Here is a 19,769-nt window from a genome sequence, read left to right as displayed (position 1 = left end):
CATGAAGAAAATAATCGTCATTGGCGGCGGTCTAGCCGGTGGCCTGACAGCCATATACTTAGCAAAACGTGGATACGATGTACACATCATAGAAAAACGTGGAAACCCCCTACAAAGTCAGGCCGACTATATTGACCAAGTTAGCTCACGCGCCATTGGGGTGAGTATGACCGTAAGAGGCATTGAAGCCGTTGTCGCTGCGGGGATCCCCGTTGAGGAATTACAAGCATGTGGCGTTGAAGTATCTGGTATGTCATTTTTTATCAAAGGTGAGCCTAAGACACGTGAACTGCCACCGCTTGATAAGCTTAAACCGCTGTCATTAAGTCGCAGTGCATTTCAAGTTTTACTCAATAAATACGCAGAGCAAGCAGGCGTTCATTACCACTATGATCAACGCTGCCTTGAAGTAAACTTAGACAACAGCTCAGTCATGACCAAAGACAGTAATGACAACTTTGTCACTCATAAAGGCGACTTACTGATCGGTGCAGATGGCGCGCGCTCATGTGTACGAGAGGCTATGCAGTCAAACTGTCGACGCTTTGAGTTCCACCAGTCTTTCTTTAAGCATGGTTACAAAACTTTGGTAGTGCCTGATGCCTCAAAAGTGGGCTTACGCAAAGATCTACTTTACTTTTTTGGCATGGACTCAGGCGGTCAATTCGCAGGACGTGCAGCGACTATACCTGATGGCAGTATCAGTTTTGCTGTGTGCTTACCTTACACAGGGCAAGTGAGCTTACACAGTGATGACAGCACCGCAATGCGTGCATTTTTCGATCAGTACTACCCTATGGTGCCAGAAGATATTCGCCAAGATATGTTCGAGCAATTTATGGTGAAGCCAAGCAACGACTTAATTAATGTTCGTTCTTCTACCTTCCACTATAAAAACACTGCGCTACTGATTGGTGACTCAGCCCATGCCACTGCACCGTTTTTGGGCCAAGGTATGAATATGGCCCTTGAAGATGCATATGTATTAGATACTTTATTTGAGCAATATGGCGATGACTTTGGCAAGGTGCTGAGTGAATTCACAGAGCTTCGTAAAATAGAAGCCGACGCCATGCAAGACATGGCCAGAGCAAACTACGAGGTGCTTAGCTGCTCAGATCCAGTCTTCTTCATGCGAGCACGATTTGCCCGTTACATGAACCAAAAGTTTCCAGACCATTACCCGCCAGATATGGCAGAAAAATTATATTTCACTTCAATGCGTTACAGTGAACTTAGAGACAAGCAAGAAAAGCAAAACGTTTGGTATAAAATAGGGAGAATGAATTAATGAAGATTTTAGTCGTTGGTGCAGGCCCATCTGGCCTGATGTTCGCAAGTGAAACTAAAAAATTACAACCAGATTGGGATATTCGCATCATTGAAAAGAATCATCCAGATGCAAACGTTGTTGGCTGGGGCGTGGTATTACCAGGTCGTGCACCGCACCACCCTGCGAACCCGCTGTCGTACTTAGCAAATCATGAAACGCTTGACGCGCAATACTTAGAAGACTTTAAACTCACTCACCACAATCAAAGCGCGCTAAAAAGTACTGGTGTGACCCTGTGTGGTGCAGAGCGAAAGTCTATGGTCAGAGAGCTTAGACAACTTTGCGTCAGCCTAGGTATCACCATTGACTATGAACAGCCAGCTCTTGAAGATGCTGAGTTGCTATGCAATGACTATGATTTAGTGGTGGTCTCAAATGGTATCAACCACACCACCACATACTACCGTGATGCACTGAAGCCAAAGATTGAGTTCGGTAAAAACCGCTATATGTGGTATGGCACACCTAAAACTTTTGATGCCATGAACCTGATTTTTAAATCTCATTCTAAAGGCATTTTTGTCGCGCACTCTTACAAGTACTCAAGTACTATGAGCACATTCGTGGTTGAATGTAGCGAAGAAACCTATCAAAAGTCAGGCCTAGATGAAATGTCAGCGCAAGATGCGGAAAAGTTCATCGCATCAGTTTTTGAAGATGACTTAGACGGTAACCCTGTAATGGCGCAAGAAGGCTTAAAGTGGCGTAATTTTATGACTCTGAGCCACGAACAGGCGTTTGATGGCAATGTCGCGCTGCTTGGCGACGCATTGCAATCAGGCCACTTCTCAATCGGTCACGGTACCACCATGGCTGTGGTTGGGGCACAGATCTTAGTAAAGGCCGTGTATGATAACCCAGATAGTGTGCAAGCAGCATTGACTGACTTTAACCAGCATGTCATGCCTATCATGCGTTTATTTGACCAACACGCCACTATCAGCCGCTTGTGGTTTGAAACTGTCGAAGACAGAATGCATTTATCTCCTCCAGAAATTGCACAGAGCTTTGCAGAGCGCCGCAGCGAATTACCGCCATTGCCAGCAGCACTTGGCCAAGCACTAGAAAGAGCACTGGCTCGTGGAGAGAAGTAATATGGACCTGCAAAAGCAAAAGCAGCGACCCAAGCTACCTGCGCAGTGGAGCACCAGTTATATTTCTTATTGGCAGCCGATGCAGCCGGAAGAGCACATTACATCAGGTTATTGCTGGTTTGACTATACCCGCAACGTGTGCAGAATCGACGGCCTTTTCAATCCATGGTCTGAAGAAAAAACAGGTCATAGATTGTGGATGTCTGAAATCATGTACCCTGCAACCCATGAGTCTTTCAAATCAAAAGTTGCGTATAGCCGTGAGCACATTGATAAACAGAGCTCCTTTAAAGAGCAAGTCTTAAATGACGAAGTTGACCCGTGCCACGAGCTCATTTTGATGCAAGATGTATTGGAATTGTGTGATGCTCAGTTCCAAGGAACATGCGAGGTTCTGGGATTTGAGGCTGATATTTGGCATTTCCAACGCCCGAATGGCAAAGGCCCCGCCACATATTACTTCAAAGCAGATACCAATCAGCTTTTGAGAATGGTCACAGGTGACCCTCAAAAAATGGCTTCCGTTCGAGATTTCCCTAATTTCAACACCCGTGAAATTGACCCAGAAATCTTCCAACACGTGCCATTAAAACAACCTGAGTAATGACCCAAGTGCATTGGGAATGAGGCGTGCCGACCACATTTAACATGTGGTCGGTCACATCATCACCCTTCAAAGAATATTCAAACCAAACGCCTGTTTCACTCTCCCAAGTACTTGTTGTGACTTTTGATTTGCCTGCTCTGTGCCAGCCAATAATACAGCTCTCAGCTGCGCAGGATCCGAAATGTATTGTGCTCTTCTAGCCCTAATTGGGGTGATTAAATTCACTAAACAATCTGCCAATACACCTTTGAGTTTACTGTCTCCCAAGCCGCCTCGACGATAATGCTCTTTGAGTGATGCAACATAGCTCTTATCGTCATGAAAAGCGTCCAAGTAAGTAAATACAACATTCCCTTCAACCTGACCTGGGTCATCAACACGAATATGATTTGGATCTGTATACATAGCACGCACGGCTTTGACTATGTCATCATCAGTACTACCAAAGGTGATCACATTGCCAAGAGATTTCGACATTTTGGATTTACCATCAACTCCTGGTAATCGGGATACCTCACTCAATAACGGCTTAGCCTCGATTAAAACTTGCTTACCAGCAACATGGTTAAGCTTGCGCACAATTTCGTTGGTCAATTCAATCATAGGCAATTGATCCTCACCTACAGGCACCAATGTCGCGTCAAATGCAGTGATGTCAGCGGCTTGGCTTATAGGGTAATTTAAGAAGCCCGCCGGAATGGAAGCGCCAAAGTCTTTGCTAGCGATTTCTGCTTTAACTGTGGGGTTACGCTCTAATCGCGCAACACTGACGAGGTTAGCATAATACATGGCCAGTTCAGCCAATGCAGGTAATGCCGATTGCAAACAAATCGTCGTTTTAGTCGGGCAGATCCCCACAGCCAAATAATCAGCCATGACGTTGAAGATGTTGTCTGCAACTTTTTTAGGGTTGTGGCCATTGTCAGTCAATCCCTGCATGTCAGCGATTAATATGGTTTGATTGTGCTGCTCTTGCAAAGATACACGATGCTGTAAGGAACCCACAAAGTGGCCTAAATGCAGTGGTCCGGTTGGTCTGTCACCAGTAAGAATGGTATGTGTCATGGCTGTCTCCTTGTTTATTTACTACCGAAAGAGACAGAGTTTGTGTATCAACCTTCACCTTTCGGCAGCAGTTGAACACACGTATTCAAGCGCCGCTCTATTAAGAGCGCCACCAAGATAAATTGATAAGTAATTCAAAATTATAAGTATTCATAACGGGTTTAAGCTAACACAGGGACAGTAATTCAGCAAGACTATTTTTTAAACTCAAATGCTCCCCTTCGTTACCTTTGCTGCGATTCAAAAAGCTTCAAGCCAAACTGACTAACACAATAAAAATTCACAAGCGTGAAAAATATTCAACTCATTTTAAAATCATGGGTAGAAACACAAAAAATATCAATTATTTAGCCACTTACACATAAAACCCCTTATAAATGCCGTGCAAAAAAAACAAAAAAAACCACCAACAAGAGAATACAAATATTTATCATTTGCATATAAATTCACAAAGAAGTAGCTTGGAAAGCCTGCTTAAAAAATGTGTAGCTCGTTTTCAAAGTTAATGACCAAGATGAGCACACCCGTTTTACTGAATTGGGTACACTATGAAACGATATTTATTTGATAAAGACCTCGATAAGTCTAGTTGTGGTGTCGGCTTTATTACTCACAAGCAGAGCTTAAAAACACATCAACTTATCCAACACGCACATCAGGCACTATGTATGATCCCACATAGAGGTGGTATGAATGCCGAAGGAATTGGCGATGGCGCTGGTGTAAATATTGATTTATCTCTCACATTTTTTAGAAAAGTGACCAAACAACCACATCTAGAATTAGGTGCGTTTGGTGTCGCTAACTTTTTTCTGCCCAATGACAGTACCAATCGTGAAGATGCACTGTCATTGATCAGCCGTGTTCTAACTGAACATAATCTAGAGGTTATAACAACACGAGATGTTGCAACAGACAGCTCTGTACTCAACCCTGAAAGCCAAAAAGCACAGTTAGCTATAAAGCAATTTGTTTTTTCAAGACCCGTTCATATCAACAGCGAGTCCGTCTTTGAGTCGCTAATACATCAAGCACTGGAAGAGATTGAGCTGCATGCATTTACTTCAGAGCACCTTCGTGGTTTATATCCACTCTCAATGAGCTCACAAACGCAAGTATTAAAGGGTCGATTAAATAGCTGGGAAGTGATCCCCTATTTCAAAGACCTCAGTGATCCGGAACAGCAAGTTCACACTTTATTCTTCCATACTCGATTTTCAACCAATACAGCGCCTAACCCCATGTTTGCTCAGCCATTTAGACGTATGGCACACAATGGAGAGTTAAATACAGACAGGAAAAATAGACTCAGTGAAAACGCCATTGCTAAATATAAAAACAAGCGTTTGATATTCCCTGCTGGTCAATCTGATTCAGCAAGGCTTGACCAAACCCTTGCAAGACGCGTTATCGAAGATGATATGCCGATTGATGTGGCAGCGCTGGCTATGATGCCACCAGCTTGGGAAAACGATGAGAGCTTATCTAAGCCCGTGCGCGCAATGCTTGAGTACTTTTCATTATATGAAGAGAAAAACGACGGCCCCGCGGCCTTTATTTTTGGAGACGGCGTTAAAGTTGGGGCACGATTGGATAGACTCGGGTTGAGACCACTTCGCAGCGTTGAAACCCATGACTATCTTGCAGTAATGAGTGAAGCTGGGCAAATTGACTTTCCCGATGAAGAGGTTATTCGCAGAGGCCGTATTGAAGCTGGCGGTATGATTGTCTTTGACCATCAAAAAAAAGAGATAAAACTCACCGCACAAATCATGGAAGAACTCGCAGCTGAACACGATTACGCGGCGATGTTAAATAAAGCAAGGCTCACACTGGCAGAACTTCCCACCGTTAATCAAAGCGATGTCACTCATAATACTCAGCTCAATATAGCAGCACAACATGTTGCGTATAGCATGAACCAAGAAAGCTTTAAGTTTATGCTTGACCCAATGTTGCAAGATGGCTCGGAAAAAATATCAGCAATGGGTTATGGCCTCGCGCCTAACGTACTTACTCGTGAGGAGGGGGGAGTATCACGTTACTTCAGTCAGCGTTTTGCACAAGTGACTAACCCCCCGCTAGACAGCATTCGCGAAGTCGATGGCATGACTTTACGTGTAGCACTGGGAGCAAAGCCCAATATTAGCCCAACAAGTCACCGCCAAATTGTGCTCAATTCACCACTCTTAAAACCTCAAGATTTGGCGAAAATCAGTGCCCAAACGGCACTCAAGGTGAGCACTTTGCCCATGTTGTTTAATGTTGACCCAGAGCAGGCAGACCATCAACAGCAATTACTTGATGCACTCAAAACTCTGGCTTGTCGCGCCGAGCAATTAGCCCAGGACGGCTGCGATATTATCATCTTGAGTGACCAGGCGGTTACCCATCAGCAGGCAGCGATCCCGGCACTGTTAGCCGTTGCGACCATTAACCAAAAGCTAATCGCTGAGGGGCTACGTTTTAATACCAGTTTAGTCTGCCATACAGGTCAAGCCGCCAGCACCCATGACCTTGCTTGCCTACTTGGGTTTGGTGCATCCGCGGTGTGCCCTATTACTGTCTACAATCGCGCCGTTGAGCTATTCGAAAATGAACAAGCGGTACTCGATGCACTCGCTCGATATCAAAAAGCCGCAGAAAAAGCCTTGATGAAAACCATGGGTAAATTCGGTTTATGTACTGTTGAGAGCTACATTGGCGGTGAATTTTTTGAAGCCAACTTCATAGATACTCATGACCCATTGCTCAAAGCCATTTTCCCGAATATTCACTCACCAGTTGGCGGAGCGCGCTTTAAAGACCTCGTAGAAAGTGCCGTAAGCTGGCATAAAAAAGTATTCGAAGTGCAAGCTGAAGATCAAATACCTGTGCTCGGTTTATTCAAAGAGCGTGCACAAGGAGCCGGTCACAGTTTTGGTACAACTGCCGTACGTGAATACATCAATATGACGGAAGAGAAAATTCAATATATTGATGAATCACAGCTGGAGTCCACAGACACTGGCGTGATCTTGCCTGAGGACGATGGTTATAAAGACTTAGGCTTCGAAGCCAGGACGCCTGAGCAAATCGCTCAATTTAAGATAACGCAAGCTTACAGGGAGTTTAGCCACAACTTACTGGTTGAACGTCATCATCGGCCAGCTGCGCTACGAGACGTGCTCGCCTTGCCCTTAGACTTTACCCAACTCAACAGCACGCAAGCCTTCATTGATACGCTCAAGCTGATTGAGATTTCAGGCTCCTTCCAAGTACATGTGAGAGGATTAAATGTTGAACCTATCGCACAGCACAAATGGCTATTGAGCCACAGCGCCAATAATGTAGATACCAACAACTATCTGGCTGAGGCACTCAATCAACTATTCAAAGCAGAAGTGTATGAAATTCTGCCAGCCAATGACAAAATTCTCATTGAAACGCGGACTAACTCTACGCTTGATAAGTTGTGTAGCAAATTAGTGAACGGCGCAGATGAAATTTTTCTCTCTGATGTGCAACCCGCTCATGAAATCACGGCGACATTCGCCTCTGGCGCAATGAGTCATGGCGCCTTGGTCGAAAAGGCCCACGAGGCTGTTGCGCAAGGTACTAATATCGCAGGAGCGATGAGTAACTCAGGTGAAGGCGGTGAAAACTCACGCCGCTACAATACGGTCAAAGCCAGTAAAATTAAGCAGTTTGCCTCAGGACGCTTTGGTGTTTGGACTGGCTACCTTGCCGATCCTGCATTACAGGAAATCGAAATCAAAATTGGTCAAGGTGCAAAACCAGGCGAAGGCGGACAATTACCCGCGCCAAAAGTGAACGTAGTTATCGCCGCAGCAAGAGGGGGTACGCCAGGGGTCGAACTCGTCTCTCCTCCACCGCATCATGATACCTATTCAATCGAAGACTTAGGCCAGTTAATTCATGATGCAAAAGCCGCGCGCGTACGCGTGATTGTTAAGCTAGTGTCTTCTGAAGGCATTGGTACTATTGCTGTGGGTGTCGCCAAGGCTGGCGCAGATGTTATCAATGTTGCAGGGAATACAGGTGGCACGGGGGCTGCGCAAGTAACCAGTTTAAAACACACGGGGCGCGCTGCCGACATCGGCATTGCAGAAGTGCACCAAGCACTGGCCGAAAATGGCCTGCGCGACAAAATAACGCTTCGCTGCTCTAATGCACACCAAACTGGTAGTGACGTGGTGAAATCAGCGATGCTTGGAGGGGATTCCTTTGAATTTGGTACCACCGCCTTGATGATGCTCAAATGTGTGATGGCCAAAAACTGTAATTTAAAATGTCCTGCGGGATTGACCACAAACCCTGAGGTGTATCGAGGCGACCCAAGAGCGCTTGCACAGTATTTTATGAATGTGGCCCACGAAGTCCGTGAGATTTTAGCCAGCATTGGTTATCGCTCTCTAGCTGAAGTTCGAGGACGTTCAGACCTTTTGCATTTGATATCTCACCCAGCCATGGTCGGTAAGCTGGATATGACAGCAATGTTGAAGCCAGCCCAAGAAATAAAGATTACTACCCCAATTTATTTAGAAGCTAACTTTGATATCGACAGTGCTTGGTTGCAGCAATTAGAAAGTAATTTTCTTACCACTAAGCTCACCCAGTTTGAAAGCGATCCTGTCAAGCTTAACAACTGCAACAAAACCGTAGGTGGTCAATTGGCTATTGATATTGAGCGTATTTTGAATTATCGCTTATCGGATGCTGACATTGAAAACCACCCCGCCATAATGCGCCTTGAAAATGGTCGTAAAACGCTCAAACCCAATAGCATTAAACTGCATACAACTGGTTCTGCGGGCCAAAGCTACGGTGCTTTTAATAACTCAGGTATGTTTCTGCAACATATAGGGACTTGTAATGACGGTGTCGGAAAAGGCGCAAGTGGCGGACAAATCGTCGTTACCAGTGGTAATAACTCTATAGAAGAAAATGTCCTCATAGGAAACTTTGCTTTATTTGGTGCGACGGGCGGACAGCTTTACGTTAACGGACAAGCGGGTGATCGATTTGGCGTTAGGAACTCAGGTGCTGTTGCTGTGATTGAAGGCGTTGGCGATTTTTGCTGCGAGTATATGACCAATGGTGCCATTGTAAATATTGGCACGTATGGCAAAGGCTTTGGTAACGGCATGAGCGGTGGCACCGCTTATCAATACGACCCGTCAGGACGAATAAGTGAACTCTGCTCCCAAGATTCAGTCACAGCTTTGCACCTAGGAGAAGATGATGCACTTTGCAAAGGGCAAGAACAAGCACTATTGCAACATTTAACTGATCATGTCACAGCAACACGCTCCTTAAAAGTTCAAGCACTTCTAGATGACTGGCAAACAGCCAAACAGCACTTTTATGTGCTTATCCCGAATGCGTTGTTCCAGTATCACTGTGCAGATCGCATTGAGCAAACGCTTAATAGACGTGCCATGTTGGAAGAGTTATCACAAGGCTGGGCTGAAAAGTCGGTTAAAACGATAAAGCATGCATATCAGGACTATCACGACACCAATATCAGCTTATTTGATGGTGAACTCCCCGCCTATGGGGACTGTGATACCGATCTTGTGTATCGCTACATCAGCAGCGCAGGGATTTTGCATAGGGCAGACCAGCTTGTGCAAAAACAACATGCGCAAGGCTATACAGAGGTCAATGCACACTACTTGTTTGACACTTTAGATCACAAGCTTATCGATGCATTAGCTAAAGACGCCAAAGAAGCGCTTGCCAGTTATGACGACCAAGCTCTTAGTTGCTTACTGGCGCAAAAACGTGTGCAAGATTACAAAGATGCCCTCTCACTTAGAGAGGTATGTGACTCACCAGCGATTGGAACAAGTGTGTGGATCATTCACAGAGACAAAGCGGTGCAACAAGCCTTGCTTGAATATCGCAGTTTAAATGAATTACTCGCCACGCATTATTGCCATGTACTTTCAGAAGCCGTCAGGCACGCTGCGTAAGTAGGAGAAGATTATGGAACACATTAAAAGCAACAAAAAAGTCCCGTTTTTACCACAGGATATCCCATTTAACGACGATCAAAGACAGTGGCTAGGCGGATTTTTAGCAGGTCTGCATACTCGCTTATTGGTCAAAGAAGAGCATGTATCAACCACCAGCGCGCCGCAACAGCAAGTTAAACCCATCACTATTATTTATGGCTCTCAAACAGGGAACGCCGAGGGCGTTGCCGAAGAAGCAGCTGAAATTGCTAAAAACCACGGTCTTTCCCCTGTGGTGCTTGATATGGATGATGCTGAATTGACTCAGCTCAGCCAAGCTGAACGACTACTGGTTATTACCAGTACGTATGGCGAAGGCGAGATGCCTGATAACGCGCAGGCACTATGGGATGATATCACGAGTGACACAGCCCCTCGCTTCGATAAAACCTATTTCTCTGTACTGGCTCTTGGTGATACTAATTACGATGATTTTTGCCTTGCTGGTATTCAATGGGATGAGCGTCTTGAAGCGCTTGGCGCAACGCGCATCGCAGACAGAGTCGATTGCGATGTGGCCTTTGAGTCGCCCGCGCAAGAGTGGATTGCTGAAACCTTGCCGACCATTGCACAAAAAGGCAGTAACGGGCAAAGTGAAGTTATTCCTACTAGTGCGCCTGTAGCCACTAAAAAAGCCAAACCCAAATTCACGCGCGAAAACCCATTTGAAGCCGAACTGATCAACGCCTATACACTGAATAAACCAGGCTCTGGTAAGGAAACATGCCACTACGAGTTTTCGTTACTTGATTCAAAGGAAGTGTATGACGCAGGGGATGCCATTAATTTGATCCCTGTTAATCGTGCAGATTTGGTTGAAGAGTTAATCGCATTACTTGGGGCGCGCCCTGAGCAGCAAGAGCAGCACGATGGCCATACGCTGGAACTGCAAACTATTTTTAGTGAACATTTAGAGATCAGAATACCTAGCAAAGAGTTTGTCGCTGAAGTGGCTGCTCGTAGTGGTGATGCTCAATTTATCGCTAAACTAGAGGAAGACGCTCAAGCCTTAAATGATTTTATCTGGGGTCTCGATTGTGTTGACCTATTGAGAAAATATGCGCCCAATGCATTCACCGCAAGCGACTTTATCCGTTTATCTAAACCACTTGCACCAAGAGCTTATTCAATCTCATCGAGTATCAAAAAACATGACAATCAAGTGCATTTAACCATTGCCAGCGTCCGTTATGAGCAAGAAAACCGCGCCCACAATGGGGTCTGCTCAACCTTTTTAGCCGACGTCTGTAAGCCCGGAGATAAAGTGAAATGCTACTTTGCACCAAACAAACACTTTTCGGTACCCGAAGACCAATCAGCACCAATTATTATGGTCGGCCCGGGAACCGGTATTGCGCCATTTAGGGGCTTTTTAGAAGAACGCGCGGCCACTGAAGCCTCTGGTGACAACTGGTTGTTTTTTGGCGATAGACAAAAGTCATGTGACTTTTTATACCAAGAAGAGCTCGAGCAAATGCAGCAAAGCGGCTTGCTTACTCGTTTAGATTTAGCATTCTCTCGAGACCAAGCACAAAAAGTCTATGTACAAGACAAAATGCAAGAACAAGGCGCAGAGCTCTTTAGCTGGTTAGAACGTGGTGCTTATTTTTATGTGTGTGGTGACGCGTTCAGAATGGCCAAAGACGTTGATAAGGCCTTGCATGATGTCATTGCCAAGCACGGTAGTTTTGATGAAGCAGAGGCTCAGGCCTATGTCGCAAGCCTTAAAAAGCAAAAACGTTATGTGCGAGACGTCTATTAAAGATGAAAAAAGGCTGCACACGCAGCCTTTTCTTTATTCAAACACGCTGAGTTAGTTGCTTTTCGCGCCTTCAGTTAAGCCAAACATATCAGCAGTAAACAGACCGATGCCCTGCTCTCTTAAATCACTGCTTGATGAGTAAGGCTGCTTAGTTTGATAAAGGTACACTTCACTGCCGTTTTGCTGAGCTCGGGCTGCAAATTGCTCAGGCCATCCCCACAAAATCTTACCAAACTGCTCTGGAATAACGAGGGTTGTATTACTACAAGAACCCGGGTAATAGCGCGACCAGCCGATAAAGATATACTTTACAAGGCAGCGTTTGCCGACCTCTTTTGAGTACGTCATTTGCTCAGGAAATTGCTCAATAATTTCCTCTGATACACTTTGAATACCCATAAAGCTAATACGGCTGCGCTGTTCAACAGTCAGCTTATTTAAATGACTCGTCAAGACTTCCATTGACTCTGGACCTGCTGTTTTCACATTAAGTAAAAACGATTTTTCTGGGAATTTCGTCAGTACTTCAGTTAATGACGGAATGAGGCCAACCCCTTTGCCTCTAAGTGGGTATATTTCCTCTTCACCGACACTATAGCCGTATCCTGTATCTAAAGTTTTTAAATATTCCATGGTTTGCTTTGAGGTCACCCCTTCGCCATTGGTTCGGCAACCTAGGGTCCAATCATGAAAAATAGCCAGCTCTTTATCTGCTGTCGCATGTACGTTCAGGTGCACAGTATCTGCCCCTAATTCAAATGCTTTCTCAATTGCGGGGAGTGTATTTTCGATAAATGGATGTTCAATAGACGTCAACCTGTTTGCTGTACACGTTTCGTTAGTTACCCCCCTGTAGTCAGTAGGTTGTACTAATCCTTTGTAAGAAATAACCTTTCCGGGATTTTGTAGCTCAAGATCAGGTTGTCTTGCAGCTAAAATAATGAGTATTAAAACGGATAAACGTACAGCCCAGTGTTTCATGAATTCCTCAATAGTAAACCTTTAAGTCTCGCATTTTAGCAAAGTTAGTAGGCTTAAGGAATTGTCTAACCCCTAATCACAGCGCTATGGTCGCTGGTTACTACTTAAATATATCGTCATTTGCTTTATTTTTATTCATCTTAATGATATTACTGAAGCTGACTTAAAAGCATGTCCGCCGCGCTTGTTATTTAGACTGTTTCCTATAAAAATGACAATACAAAGAAACACGATTTACAGCACCTTAGTTATATTAATTTTGCTGTTACTAATGATTACTAACTTATTTAGTAATCAAACCAACAAAGACGTCTCTAATGTGTTAAAAATTTCCGATGCGCTCACTATTTATCACACCAAACCAGGCAACAACTTGGCTGATTTAAACGCTTTAAAAACACTGACTGAACTTCATCCAGAGCTACTCAGTAGCGTACCATTGGACAAACGGGGATCGCCATTTGAATACCGCTATTTAACACACTCTCCGCTGACGTTTATGATTTATAGCTCAGGGTCAATCAAGCAAAATAATACGTTCACTTTCTACTTATTTCGTGAAGAAGATAATCAGTTCATCATGTCCAAAGTTGAAAGTTAATACATAATAATGAGCATATTTACATGCTTTTGAATCGCTAAAAGTGATGCTTATGTTCAAAACAGGAGCATGTAGTGATGGCTTACCCACCCTTTTGCAAGATAAGCCTGAAAGCAACAATACGATAGAAGCTATTTGGCGAAACTCGATTTTGACTTGTCGGCAGCGGCTAAGAAGATTAATAGCCAATTGTGCTCAATATTACTTCACTTGAGGCAACAAGGGGATAATATTGCTGCCATAGTATGAAAACACGACTTTTAAGTGCTTATCTAAGCGCTGAAGTTCTGCACGGCAAATATGTTTAAACTTTAAATTTGCTGAGCCCCTGCTTGAATTTAACACCAGATTACGTCTAAACCACATACGTAATTGTGCAGTATGTAACGGATCGTGGCCACTTAAACACACTGAGATAAATTTGTGTCCAGCCTCAATGTAATCTGTGAGGTTATCAATATTGGCAGGGCTATGCTTGAGTATCATTGCCTTTACTGCAAATTCAGCACTGGCAGACTGATATGCTTGCTCATACGCATCTTTGGCAATCACCTGATGAAAGTCCATAACCCAACGTATCTTGGTTTTTGATATTGATAATAATAATCAATATCAAAAACTATGTAAACGCTACAGACTATCTAAATCATTAACCCATAAATGTCACTTTGCAAATAAGACCATCTTGCACTTCGTAAGCTGCGATCACTTTAATACTGTTGTCTACCTCTTTGCTTGGTAATGTCGAAGACTCAGCCAACTCATGATCAATCAAGAAGTACTCATGGACAATGCGCTTTAATGAAGTTGCGTGCAAATAGCTTAGGCTAGCGAATTTTTTGCCATAGCGTTCAATCAAAGCATCTTTACCTTTGAACACCAAGGTTTGTGATTGGTAAATTTCTACGTCATCGCTGTACGTCGCTGCAAAGGCGTCAATGTCTTGATTGTTATAGGCTTCAAGTTGACGGTCGACGATGGCAATGGTGGCTTGTTCTATTTCTGTATGCATAAAGCAGGTCCAAATTATTATTAACTTGGACCGGTATACTATACAAACAAATGTCGAGTGTTAACCGTTAGACATGAAAGATTTCCACCAAAAGGCATTATTATGCGACTCTCCAGCAGTAAGTACCTCACCGACAATGGGGGTGTTGATTGTCACTTGATGCTGTTGCGCGGCTTTAGATACACGCTCTAACGGCTCATACCAAGCGTGGAATGCCAAGTCGAATGTGCCATTATGAATCGGCAGCATGACCTCTGCATTCAAATCAATATGTGCTTGAACACTTTGTTCGGGCGTCATATGGATATCAGCCCAATCTTTGTCATAAGCACCGGTTTCAATGAAAGTATAATTAAATGGCCCGTAGCGTCGTCCTATGTCTTTAAAGCCATCGAAATACCCAGAATCACCACTAAAATAAAGACTTTGCTCGCCCGCTTTTATTACCCATGAGCCCCACAGCGTTTTGTTGCCATCTCCCAATCCCCTGCCAGAAAAATGCTGTGTTGGTACGAATGCGACCAAGCTCTCACTATCAACATACTCCTGCCACCAGTCAAATACTTTAACCTTGGCTTTATCTACTCCCCACTGAGCAAGATCCCCTTCCACACCAAGTGGAACAAAAATTTCCTGCGTTTTATCCATCAAAGCCAACACGCTGTCTTTGTCTAAATGATCGTAGTGATTGTGAGAAATTAAAATGCGCTCAATTGGCGGTAAGTCTTCAAGAGAAATAGGCGTTTCTTGAAAGCGCTCAGGCCCAGCAAAACTAAATGGCGATGCGCGTTTAGAGAACACCGGATCTAACAACCAATATTTACCATACACTTTAAACAAAATAGATGAGTGACCTAATTTGATCATATGTACTTGTGTGTCCGACAGCTGTGCCAACATAGATGGCGTCTGTTGCACCATGGGTAATGGCTTGCTCGGCACAGGTGAGACTTTTGATTCCGTTATAAAGCGCCAAAAAATGCCCAGCGTTTTACTTAAACTTGGCGGTTGGGTTTCGCTGGTGTTGTGAAACTTCCCCTCTTTAAATTGAGTTGAGTGATAACCCGCTTCATTCACTTGCGCGTCTAAATTTGACACCATAGAACATCCTCCAACCGTTAATCCAAATAATACTGCTGCTACAAAAGACACTTTATATTTAGCTTTCATACGCCACCACCAAAAGTAAACTACACGGTGCAGTTTTTCACAGGAATGAATAAAAGTAAACTACACAGTGCAAGTTTTTTTGATTTCAGCTACACTATCCCCATCAAAGTGAGGAGTTAGTTGATGAAGCTATCAGAGAAAAAACGCTTGCAAATCATTCATGCAGCAGAACATTTATTTGCTGAACACGGTGCACAACAAACCAGCATGGATTTGGTTGCCCAAACCGCAGAAGTATCTAAACGCACTGTATATAACCACTTTGATAGCAAAGAAGCACTACTTTACGCCGTGATTGAAAACATGCTCAGCCAAGTAACCCAAGACCAAGAGCTTGTTTATACGAATGACAAACCTATGCGCGATCAGCTTATTGACATCGCAAAATCAGAAGCAGACATGTTGACCTCTGCTCCCTTTTTGCGCATCGCGCGGGTGGCATTTTTAGAGCTGTTGCAAAATCCAGATATGGCTGCACACTTGAATAACACCAAAGTGGGCTGTATGCGCTATTTCGAAACCTTTATTGACCAGGCAATCACCGCAAAGCAACTGGAAGTCGATGATATTACTTTCGCAGCCAAGCAATTTGTCTTTCAGTTAAAGTCCTTTATTTTTTACCCTCGCTTGTATGGTTTTGAGCTTGATGCTCACATCACCCAAGACAAGGTTATAGAAGAAACCGTCGATATGTTTTTAGCCCGCTATCAAGTGAAAAGTGAGCGATAAATGAAGTTAGGTAAACGACTTGCAGAAATTAGTCAGCTTGTAGACAACCAGTACGCCCATATTTGGGACTGCTGTTGTGATCATGGCCTACTGGGCGCCAATCTACTTGATAAAAACCTTGATGCCACCGTGCATTTTGTTGATATTGTCCCCCATTTAATGGAAGCCTTAGACGCGAAACTGGCACAGTTTTACGCCGATAAGCAAACTCAATGGCAAACCCACTGTATGGATGTTGCAAAACTCCCACTTGAGGGAAAACCAGGGAAGCACCTTGTGATTATTGCCGGTGTTGGCGGTGACCTATGTGGTCGATTTATCAAACAAATACTCGCCAATAATCCAAGTTCTGACATCGAGTTTTTACTCTGCCCTGTGCATCATCTTTATACCTTGAGACAAGCGCTTAACCACCTCAATTTGAATCTGATTGATGAGACATTAATTAGTGAAAATAAGCGTTATTACGAAATACTGAAAGTCACTAATGACCTTTCAGCTACAACACAACCAATCTCATCTGTAGGTGAAGCAATTTGGCAATATAGTGATGAGCAATCTTCTGCCAATGCAAAAGCCTATTTAAGTAAAACCATCGCTCACTACCAACGTATTAATCGCAGTGACAATGACGTGTCAGATATTATTACGGCGTATGAAGGTGTGAAAGTCACGCCTAAAAACTAGTGCAGAGCTTGCAGCACTGGCGAAATAGCCGATGGTTTTATTGCAACCACCGGCGTTTCTCAAAAGTGGAATATTTCTATTATTTTTTAATCGTAAAAATATCGCGATGTAAGCCATCGGGAAAACATTGTCTGTCCGTTTTAACGCCTCCTAAACGCTCAACCAGTGCCCGAGCGGCTGTGTTATCATCATTCATGTAGGTTTGAACCTGTGTAAACTTCAATACATCATAAGCATACTCAATCACCGCTTTAGACGCTTCAAGGGCATAGCCTTTGCCACGCCCCGCAGGCAGTAGCCACCAAGTGAGCTCCGTTGGCCAATTGTATCCGCGCCAAAAACCACACGTGCCAATATAGTGCCCAGTTTCTCTCTCTTGTACAGCCCACACCCCAAAACCATATAAAACCCAACACCCCAGATCGGCTTTAAGTCTAGCGAGCACTTTTGCAGGCTCAATCGGCCCGCCGTACATTTTTGATGCACTACCATCGGTATAAAACTGCAAATAGGCATCTAAGCACGCTTCATTTGGCGCAACTAGCCTGAGCCGTTCAGTGTCCAAGGTTTCAATTGTTGTCATTGCATATCCCGTTGTGATGTTATTTTGACAGCGCTAACCTTGCTGCCAGCGCCAAAAACAGCGCACCTAAAATGCCATCAAAATGTTGGCTGAACTTAATTTTTCTAGCAAATACCTTTGCTACCTTACTGAATATAAATGAAAAAACAAAGTTAACCAGCAATACAATCGTACATAACAACACGCCTAAAATGATGATCTGCATACTCATTGGCTGTGCATCATTGGTAAATTGCACTAAGAACACACTAAAAAATAAGATGGCTTTTGGATTCATCAAATTGTTTAAAAACCCTTTTAAAACCAGATTACTAGACGATAGGCTCGGGGTTTGTGCTGCGTTTTTATGCTGTTGATTATTCGCCCACCATGTGCGTAGCATAGTCACACCGAGCCATGCCAAATACAGCGCACCCAGCATTTTTATAATCATGATCAAAGGAGGAAACTGCTGCATTAACTGACCCAGCCCCAAAGCGACAGCAAGCGTTTGTACAATGCCTGCGACAAAAATACCCATGGATATTCTAACTCCTGCTAATACACCTTGCCCAGACGAATAAGCAGAAATAAGGACCAGATCGGGCCCCGGTGACACCGCGAGTATTAAACAGGTCATCACAAAAAGTGGCAAAATCGAAAGTTCCAGCATCAATACAATCTCCATCGTTATTACTGCAAAAAACCGACAAGTTTGCCACACGTATTCCCTTTAGATAAATACGTCTTAATGATTGATTTTTATATTTTATGTGTAGAGTTAAGTCTTAGAACCCTGCGCATGATCGGTTTCACATGCAGTCTTACTGACCGATTGCTGAGCCGAACCATACCAGTTCACTTTGCGAGTTAAAATCATCACCAAAGACAAGACTATAAAGCACATTAAACTGCCCATAAGGAGTGCATAGTCCTCTGCCCCTAACATGCCATACAGAAGGCTGTATAACATCGTCAAGCCAAGACCAAAGTACACACCTAATTTGGCACTGTTTAATACTCCAGCTACATACCAGCCAAGCAAACCTGTTGCACTCAATGTAGAGATTACATACGCAAAGCCAAAACCTAGATGCTCACTCAGTGAGATCAGTAACAAGTAAAAAATGGCCAAGGTGAACCCCACAAAGCCGTATTGCACAGGGTGGATAGGCTCTGAGCGCACCAATTCGAGTAAAAAGAAGCTTGCCATTACAAGTAAAATAACCAAAAGTGCATAATTAATAGCACGATGACTTTTTAAATAATGATCAACCGGGTCAACAAGGGCAACGCCCATGGTACGATTCATAAGCTCTGTACATTCATTACGCATCACGCAACTAGTAAATATGCTTTGCATGTTGGTAGAAAAATAACTAGCTTGCCAACGCGCAGTAAAAGCTTCGTCACTGATGTCTGAACTCAGTGGTAAATACTCTCCTTCAAAACTAGGGTGAGGCCAGTTTGCTGACATGCTTACGTGTGTTTCACTACCAAGCGGCGATACAGCAAGACGCATCATGCCTTGCAAATGTAAATCAGCAGAGAAAGCCAATGTTTCTTGTGATAACGCAGAGACAGAGATTGGCGCATGAACTCCCTCTTTTATGCTGGTCAACAAGGTGCCTGGTAACATGTCTACTTCTTTGTTCGCTACTTTAAGCACTGAATCAAGGCCTATACCGCGAATATCTTGAATACCAAACACCAAATTTACTGACAGTACCTTGTCTGCCTCAAGCTCATTGAGATGCGCCACTGAAAACTCACCGGAGATGGTATTGATAGAGCGGTATAAAGTGGCTTTATAAATGCTACGATACTTCTCAAACGTATCTAGCTTTGCATGAACTTTCAGTGTGTCAGGCAGAACAAACGCTTTGTTCTTAATCGTTTTGGTTTCCTGATTACGTGTTACTTCCCGCTCGTATTCTATGTATAAAAATGGACCAATCAGACGTTGCTCGTCACTGCTGCTTTTGGCAATTTCTTGTTGAACTTGTTGCTGTATTGAACTTCGTTCATCAATTAAATCGGCAATGAACATGATGGGGATCATCAGAAAAATTATCACCCCAATCAGCGTGACAAATTTAATTCCGATTTTTTCTTTATTTTGATTATTCATAATTAACTCCTCAGG

The 19,769-nt window shown here is 43.7% G+C and carries 16 protein-coding genes; 8 read left to right on the top strand and 8 right to left on the bottom strand.

Annotated features, from left to right (window positions below):
* Position 1: 1 nt before the first annotated feature.
* Genes L1077_RS10045 through vioE form a run of 3 tightly spaced genes read left to right on the top strand, consistent with a single transcriptional unit; the run spans position 2 to position 3,031 of the window.
* Positions 2–1,291 (top strand): FAD-dependent oxidoreductase, encoded by a 1,290-nt coding sequence (locus L1077_RS10045; RefSeq protein WP_237136717.1) that lies wholly within the window; start codon positions 2–4, stop codon positions 1,289–1,291.
* Positions 1,291–2,427 (top strand): tryptophan hydroxylase, encoded by a 1,137-nt coding sequence (locus tag L1077_RS10040; RefSeq protein WP_237136716.1) that lies wholly within the window; start codon positions 1,291–1,293, stop codon positions 2,425–2,427. Before L1077_RS10045 ends, L1077_RS10040 begins: the two co-directional genes overlap by 1 nt.
* A gap of 1 nt (position 2,428) precedes the next feature.
* Positions 2,429–3,031: a violacein biosynthesis enzyme VioE gene (gene vioE / locus L1077_RS10035; RefSeq protein ID WP_237136715.1), complete on the top strand. Its 603-nt coding sequence runs from the start codon at positions 2,429–2,431 to the stop codon at positions 3,029–3,031.
* A gap of 69 nt (positions 3,032–3,100) precedes the next feature.
* Here the strand turns inward: vioE and trpS are convergent, their stop codons facing one another.
* Complete coding sequence (trpS, locus tag L1077_RS10030) at positions 3,101–4,099, bottom strand: tryptophan--tRNA ligase (RefSeq protein ID WP_237136714.1); 999 nt, start codon at positions 4,097–4,099, stop codon at positions 3,101–3,103.
* Positions 4,100–4,647: 548 nt separating this feature from the next.
* Between trpS and L1077_RS10025 the strand changes: the two genes are divergently transcribed.
* Positions 4,648–10,077, top strand: a complete 5,430-nt coding sequence (locus tag L1077_RS10025; protein ID WP_237136713.1) for a glutamate synthase-related protein — start codon at positions 4,648–4,650, stop codon at positions 10,075–10,077.
* Positions 10,078–10,090: 13 nt separating this feature from the next.
* Complete coding sequence (locus L1077_RS10020) at positions 10,091–11,881, top strand: sulfite reductase subunit alpha (protein WP_237136712.1); 1,791 nt, start codon at positions 10,091–10,093, stop codon at positions 11,879–11,881.
* 51 nt (positions 11,882–11,932) lie between these two features.
* Here L1077_RS10020 and L1077_RS10015 read toward each other — a convergent pair whose 3' ends face one another.
* The gene (locus L1077_RS10015) at positions 11,933–12,862 is read right to left on the bottom strand and encodes a glycerophosphodiester phosphodiesterase family protein (protein ID WP_237136711.1); all 930 of its coding nucleotides are present in this window, start codon (positions 12,860–12,862) and stop codon (positions 11,933–11,935) included.
* 271 nt (positions 12,863–13,133) lie between these two features.
* Between L1077_RS10015 and L1077_RS10010 the strand changes: the two genes are divergently transcribed.
* Entirely contained in the window at positions 13,134–13,463 is a 330-nt protein-coding gene (locus L1077_RS10010) for a hypothetical protein (protein ID WP_237136710.1), read from the top strand.
* Positions 13,464–13,664: 201 nt separating this feature from the next.
* On the opposite strand, the gene L1077_RS10005 is transcribed toward L1077_RS10010, so the two are convergent.
* The 3 genes from L1077_RS10005 to L1077_RS09995 all read right to left on the bottom strand — a co-directional run bounded on the left by L1077_RS10005 (position 13,665) and on the right by L1077_RS09995 (position 15,576).
* A complete protein-coding gene (locus tag L1077_RS10005) occupies positions 13,665–14,030 on the bottom strand; it encodes a hypothetical protein (protein WP_237136709.1) in 366 nt (121 codons plus the stop codon).
* A gap of 82 nt (positions 14,031–14,112) precedes the next feature.
* The gene (locus L1077_RS10000) at positions 14,113–14,475 is read right to left on the bottom strand and encodes a nuclear transport factor 2 family protein (protein WP_237136708.1); all 363 of its coding nucleotides are present in this window, start codon (positions 14,473–14,475) and stop codon (positions 14,113–14,115) included.
* Positions 14,476–14,535: 60 nt separating this feature from the next.
* Positions 14,536–15,576, bottom strand: coding sequence for an MBL fold metallo-hydrolase (locus L1077_RS09995; protein WP_237136874.1), 1,041 nt, complete (start codon positions 15,574–15,576; stop codon positions 14,536–14,538).
* Between the two features lie 192 nt (positions 15,577–15,768).
* Here L1077_RS09995 and L1077_RS09990 point away from each other — a divergent pair, with 192 nt between their 5' ends.
* A complete protein-coding gene (locus L1077_RS09990) occupies positions 15,769–16,374 on the top strand; it encodes a TetR/AcrR family transcriptional regulator (RefSeq protein WP_237136707.1) in 606 nt (201 codons plus the stop codon).
* A complete protein-coding gene (locus tag L1077_RS09985; protein ID WP_237136706.1) occupies positions 16,375–17,061 on the top strand; it encodes a tRNA (adenine(22)-N(1))-methyltransferase in 687 nt (228 codons plus the stop codon). It abuts the gene before it with no gap.
* A 79-nt stretch (positions 17,062–17,140) separates the two neighbouring features.
* On the opposite strand, the gene L1077_RS09980 is transcribed toward L1077_RS09985, so the two are convergent.
* The 3 genes from L1077_RS09980 to creD form a co-directional block, all read right to left on the bottom strand.
* Positions 17,141–17,644 (bottom strand): GNAT family N-acetyltransferase, encoded by a 504-nt coding sequence (locus tag L1077_RS09980; RefSeq protein WP_237136705.1) that lies wholly within the window; start codon positions 17,642–17,644, stop codon positions 17,141–17,143.
* Positions 17,645–17,663: 19 nt separating this feature from the next.
* A complete protein-coding gene (locus L1077_RS09975; protein ID WP_237136873.1) occupies positions 17,664–18,296 on the bottom strand; it encodes a LysE family translocator in 633 nt (210 codons plus the stop codon).
* A gap of 108 nt (positions 18,297–18,404) precedes the next feature.
* Entirely contained in the window at positions 18,405–19,754 is a 1,350-nt protein-coding gene (gene creD, locus L1077_RS09970) for a cell envelope integrity protein CreD (RefSeq protein ID WP_237136704.1), read from the bottom strand.
* Positions 19,755–19,769 lie beyond the last annotated feature (15 nt).

Source organism: Pseudoalteromonas luteoviolacea, from assembly GCF_021654285.1.
GTDB lineage: Bacteria > Pseudomonadota > Gammaproteobacteria > Enterobacterales > Alteromonadaceae > Pseudoalteromonas > Pseudoalteromonas luteoviolacea_J.
Note: the sequence above shows the minus strand (reverse complement) of the source record. Positions and strands in the feature narration are given on the sequence as shown.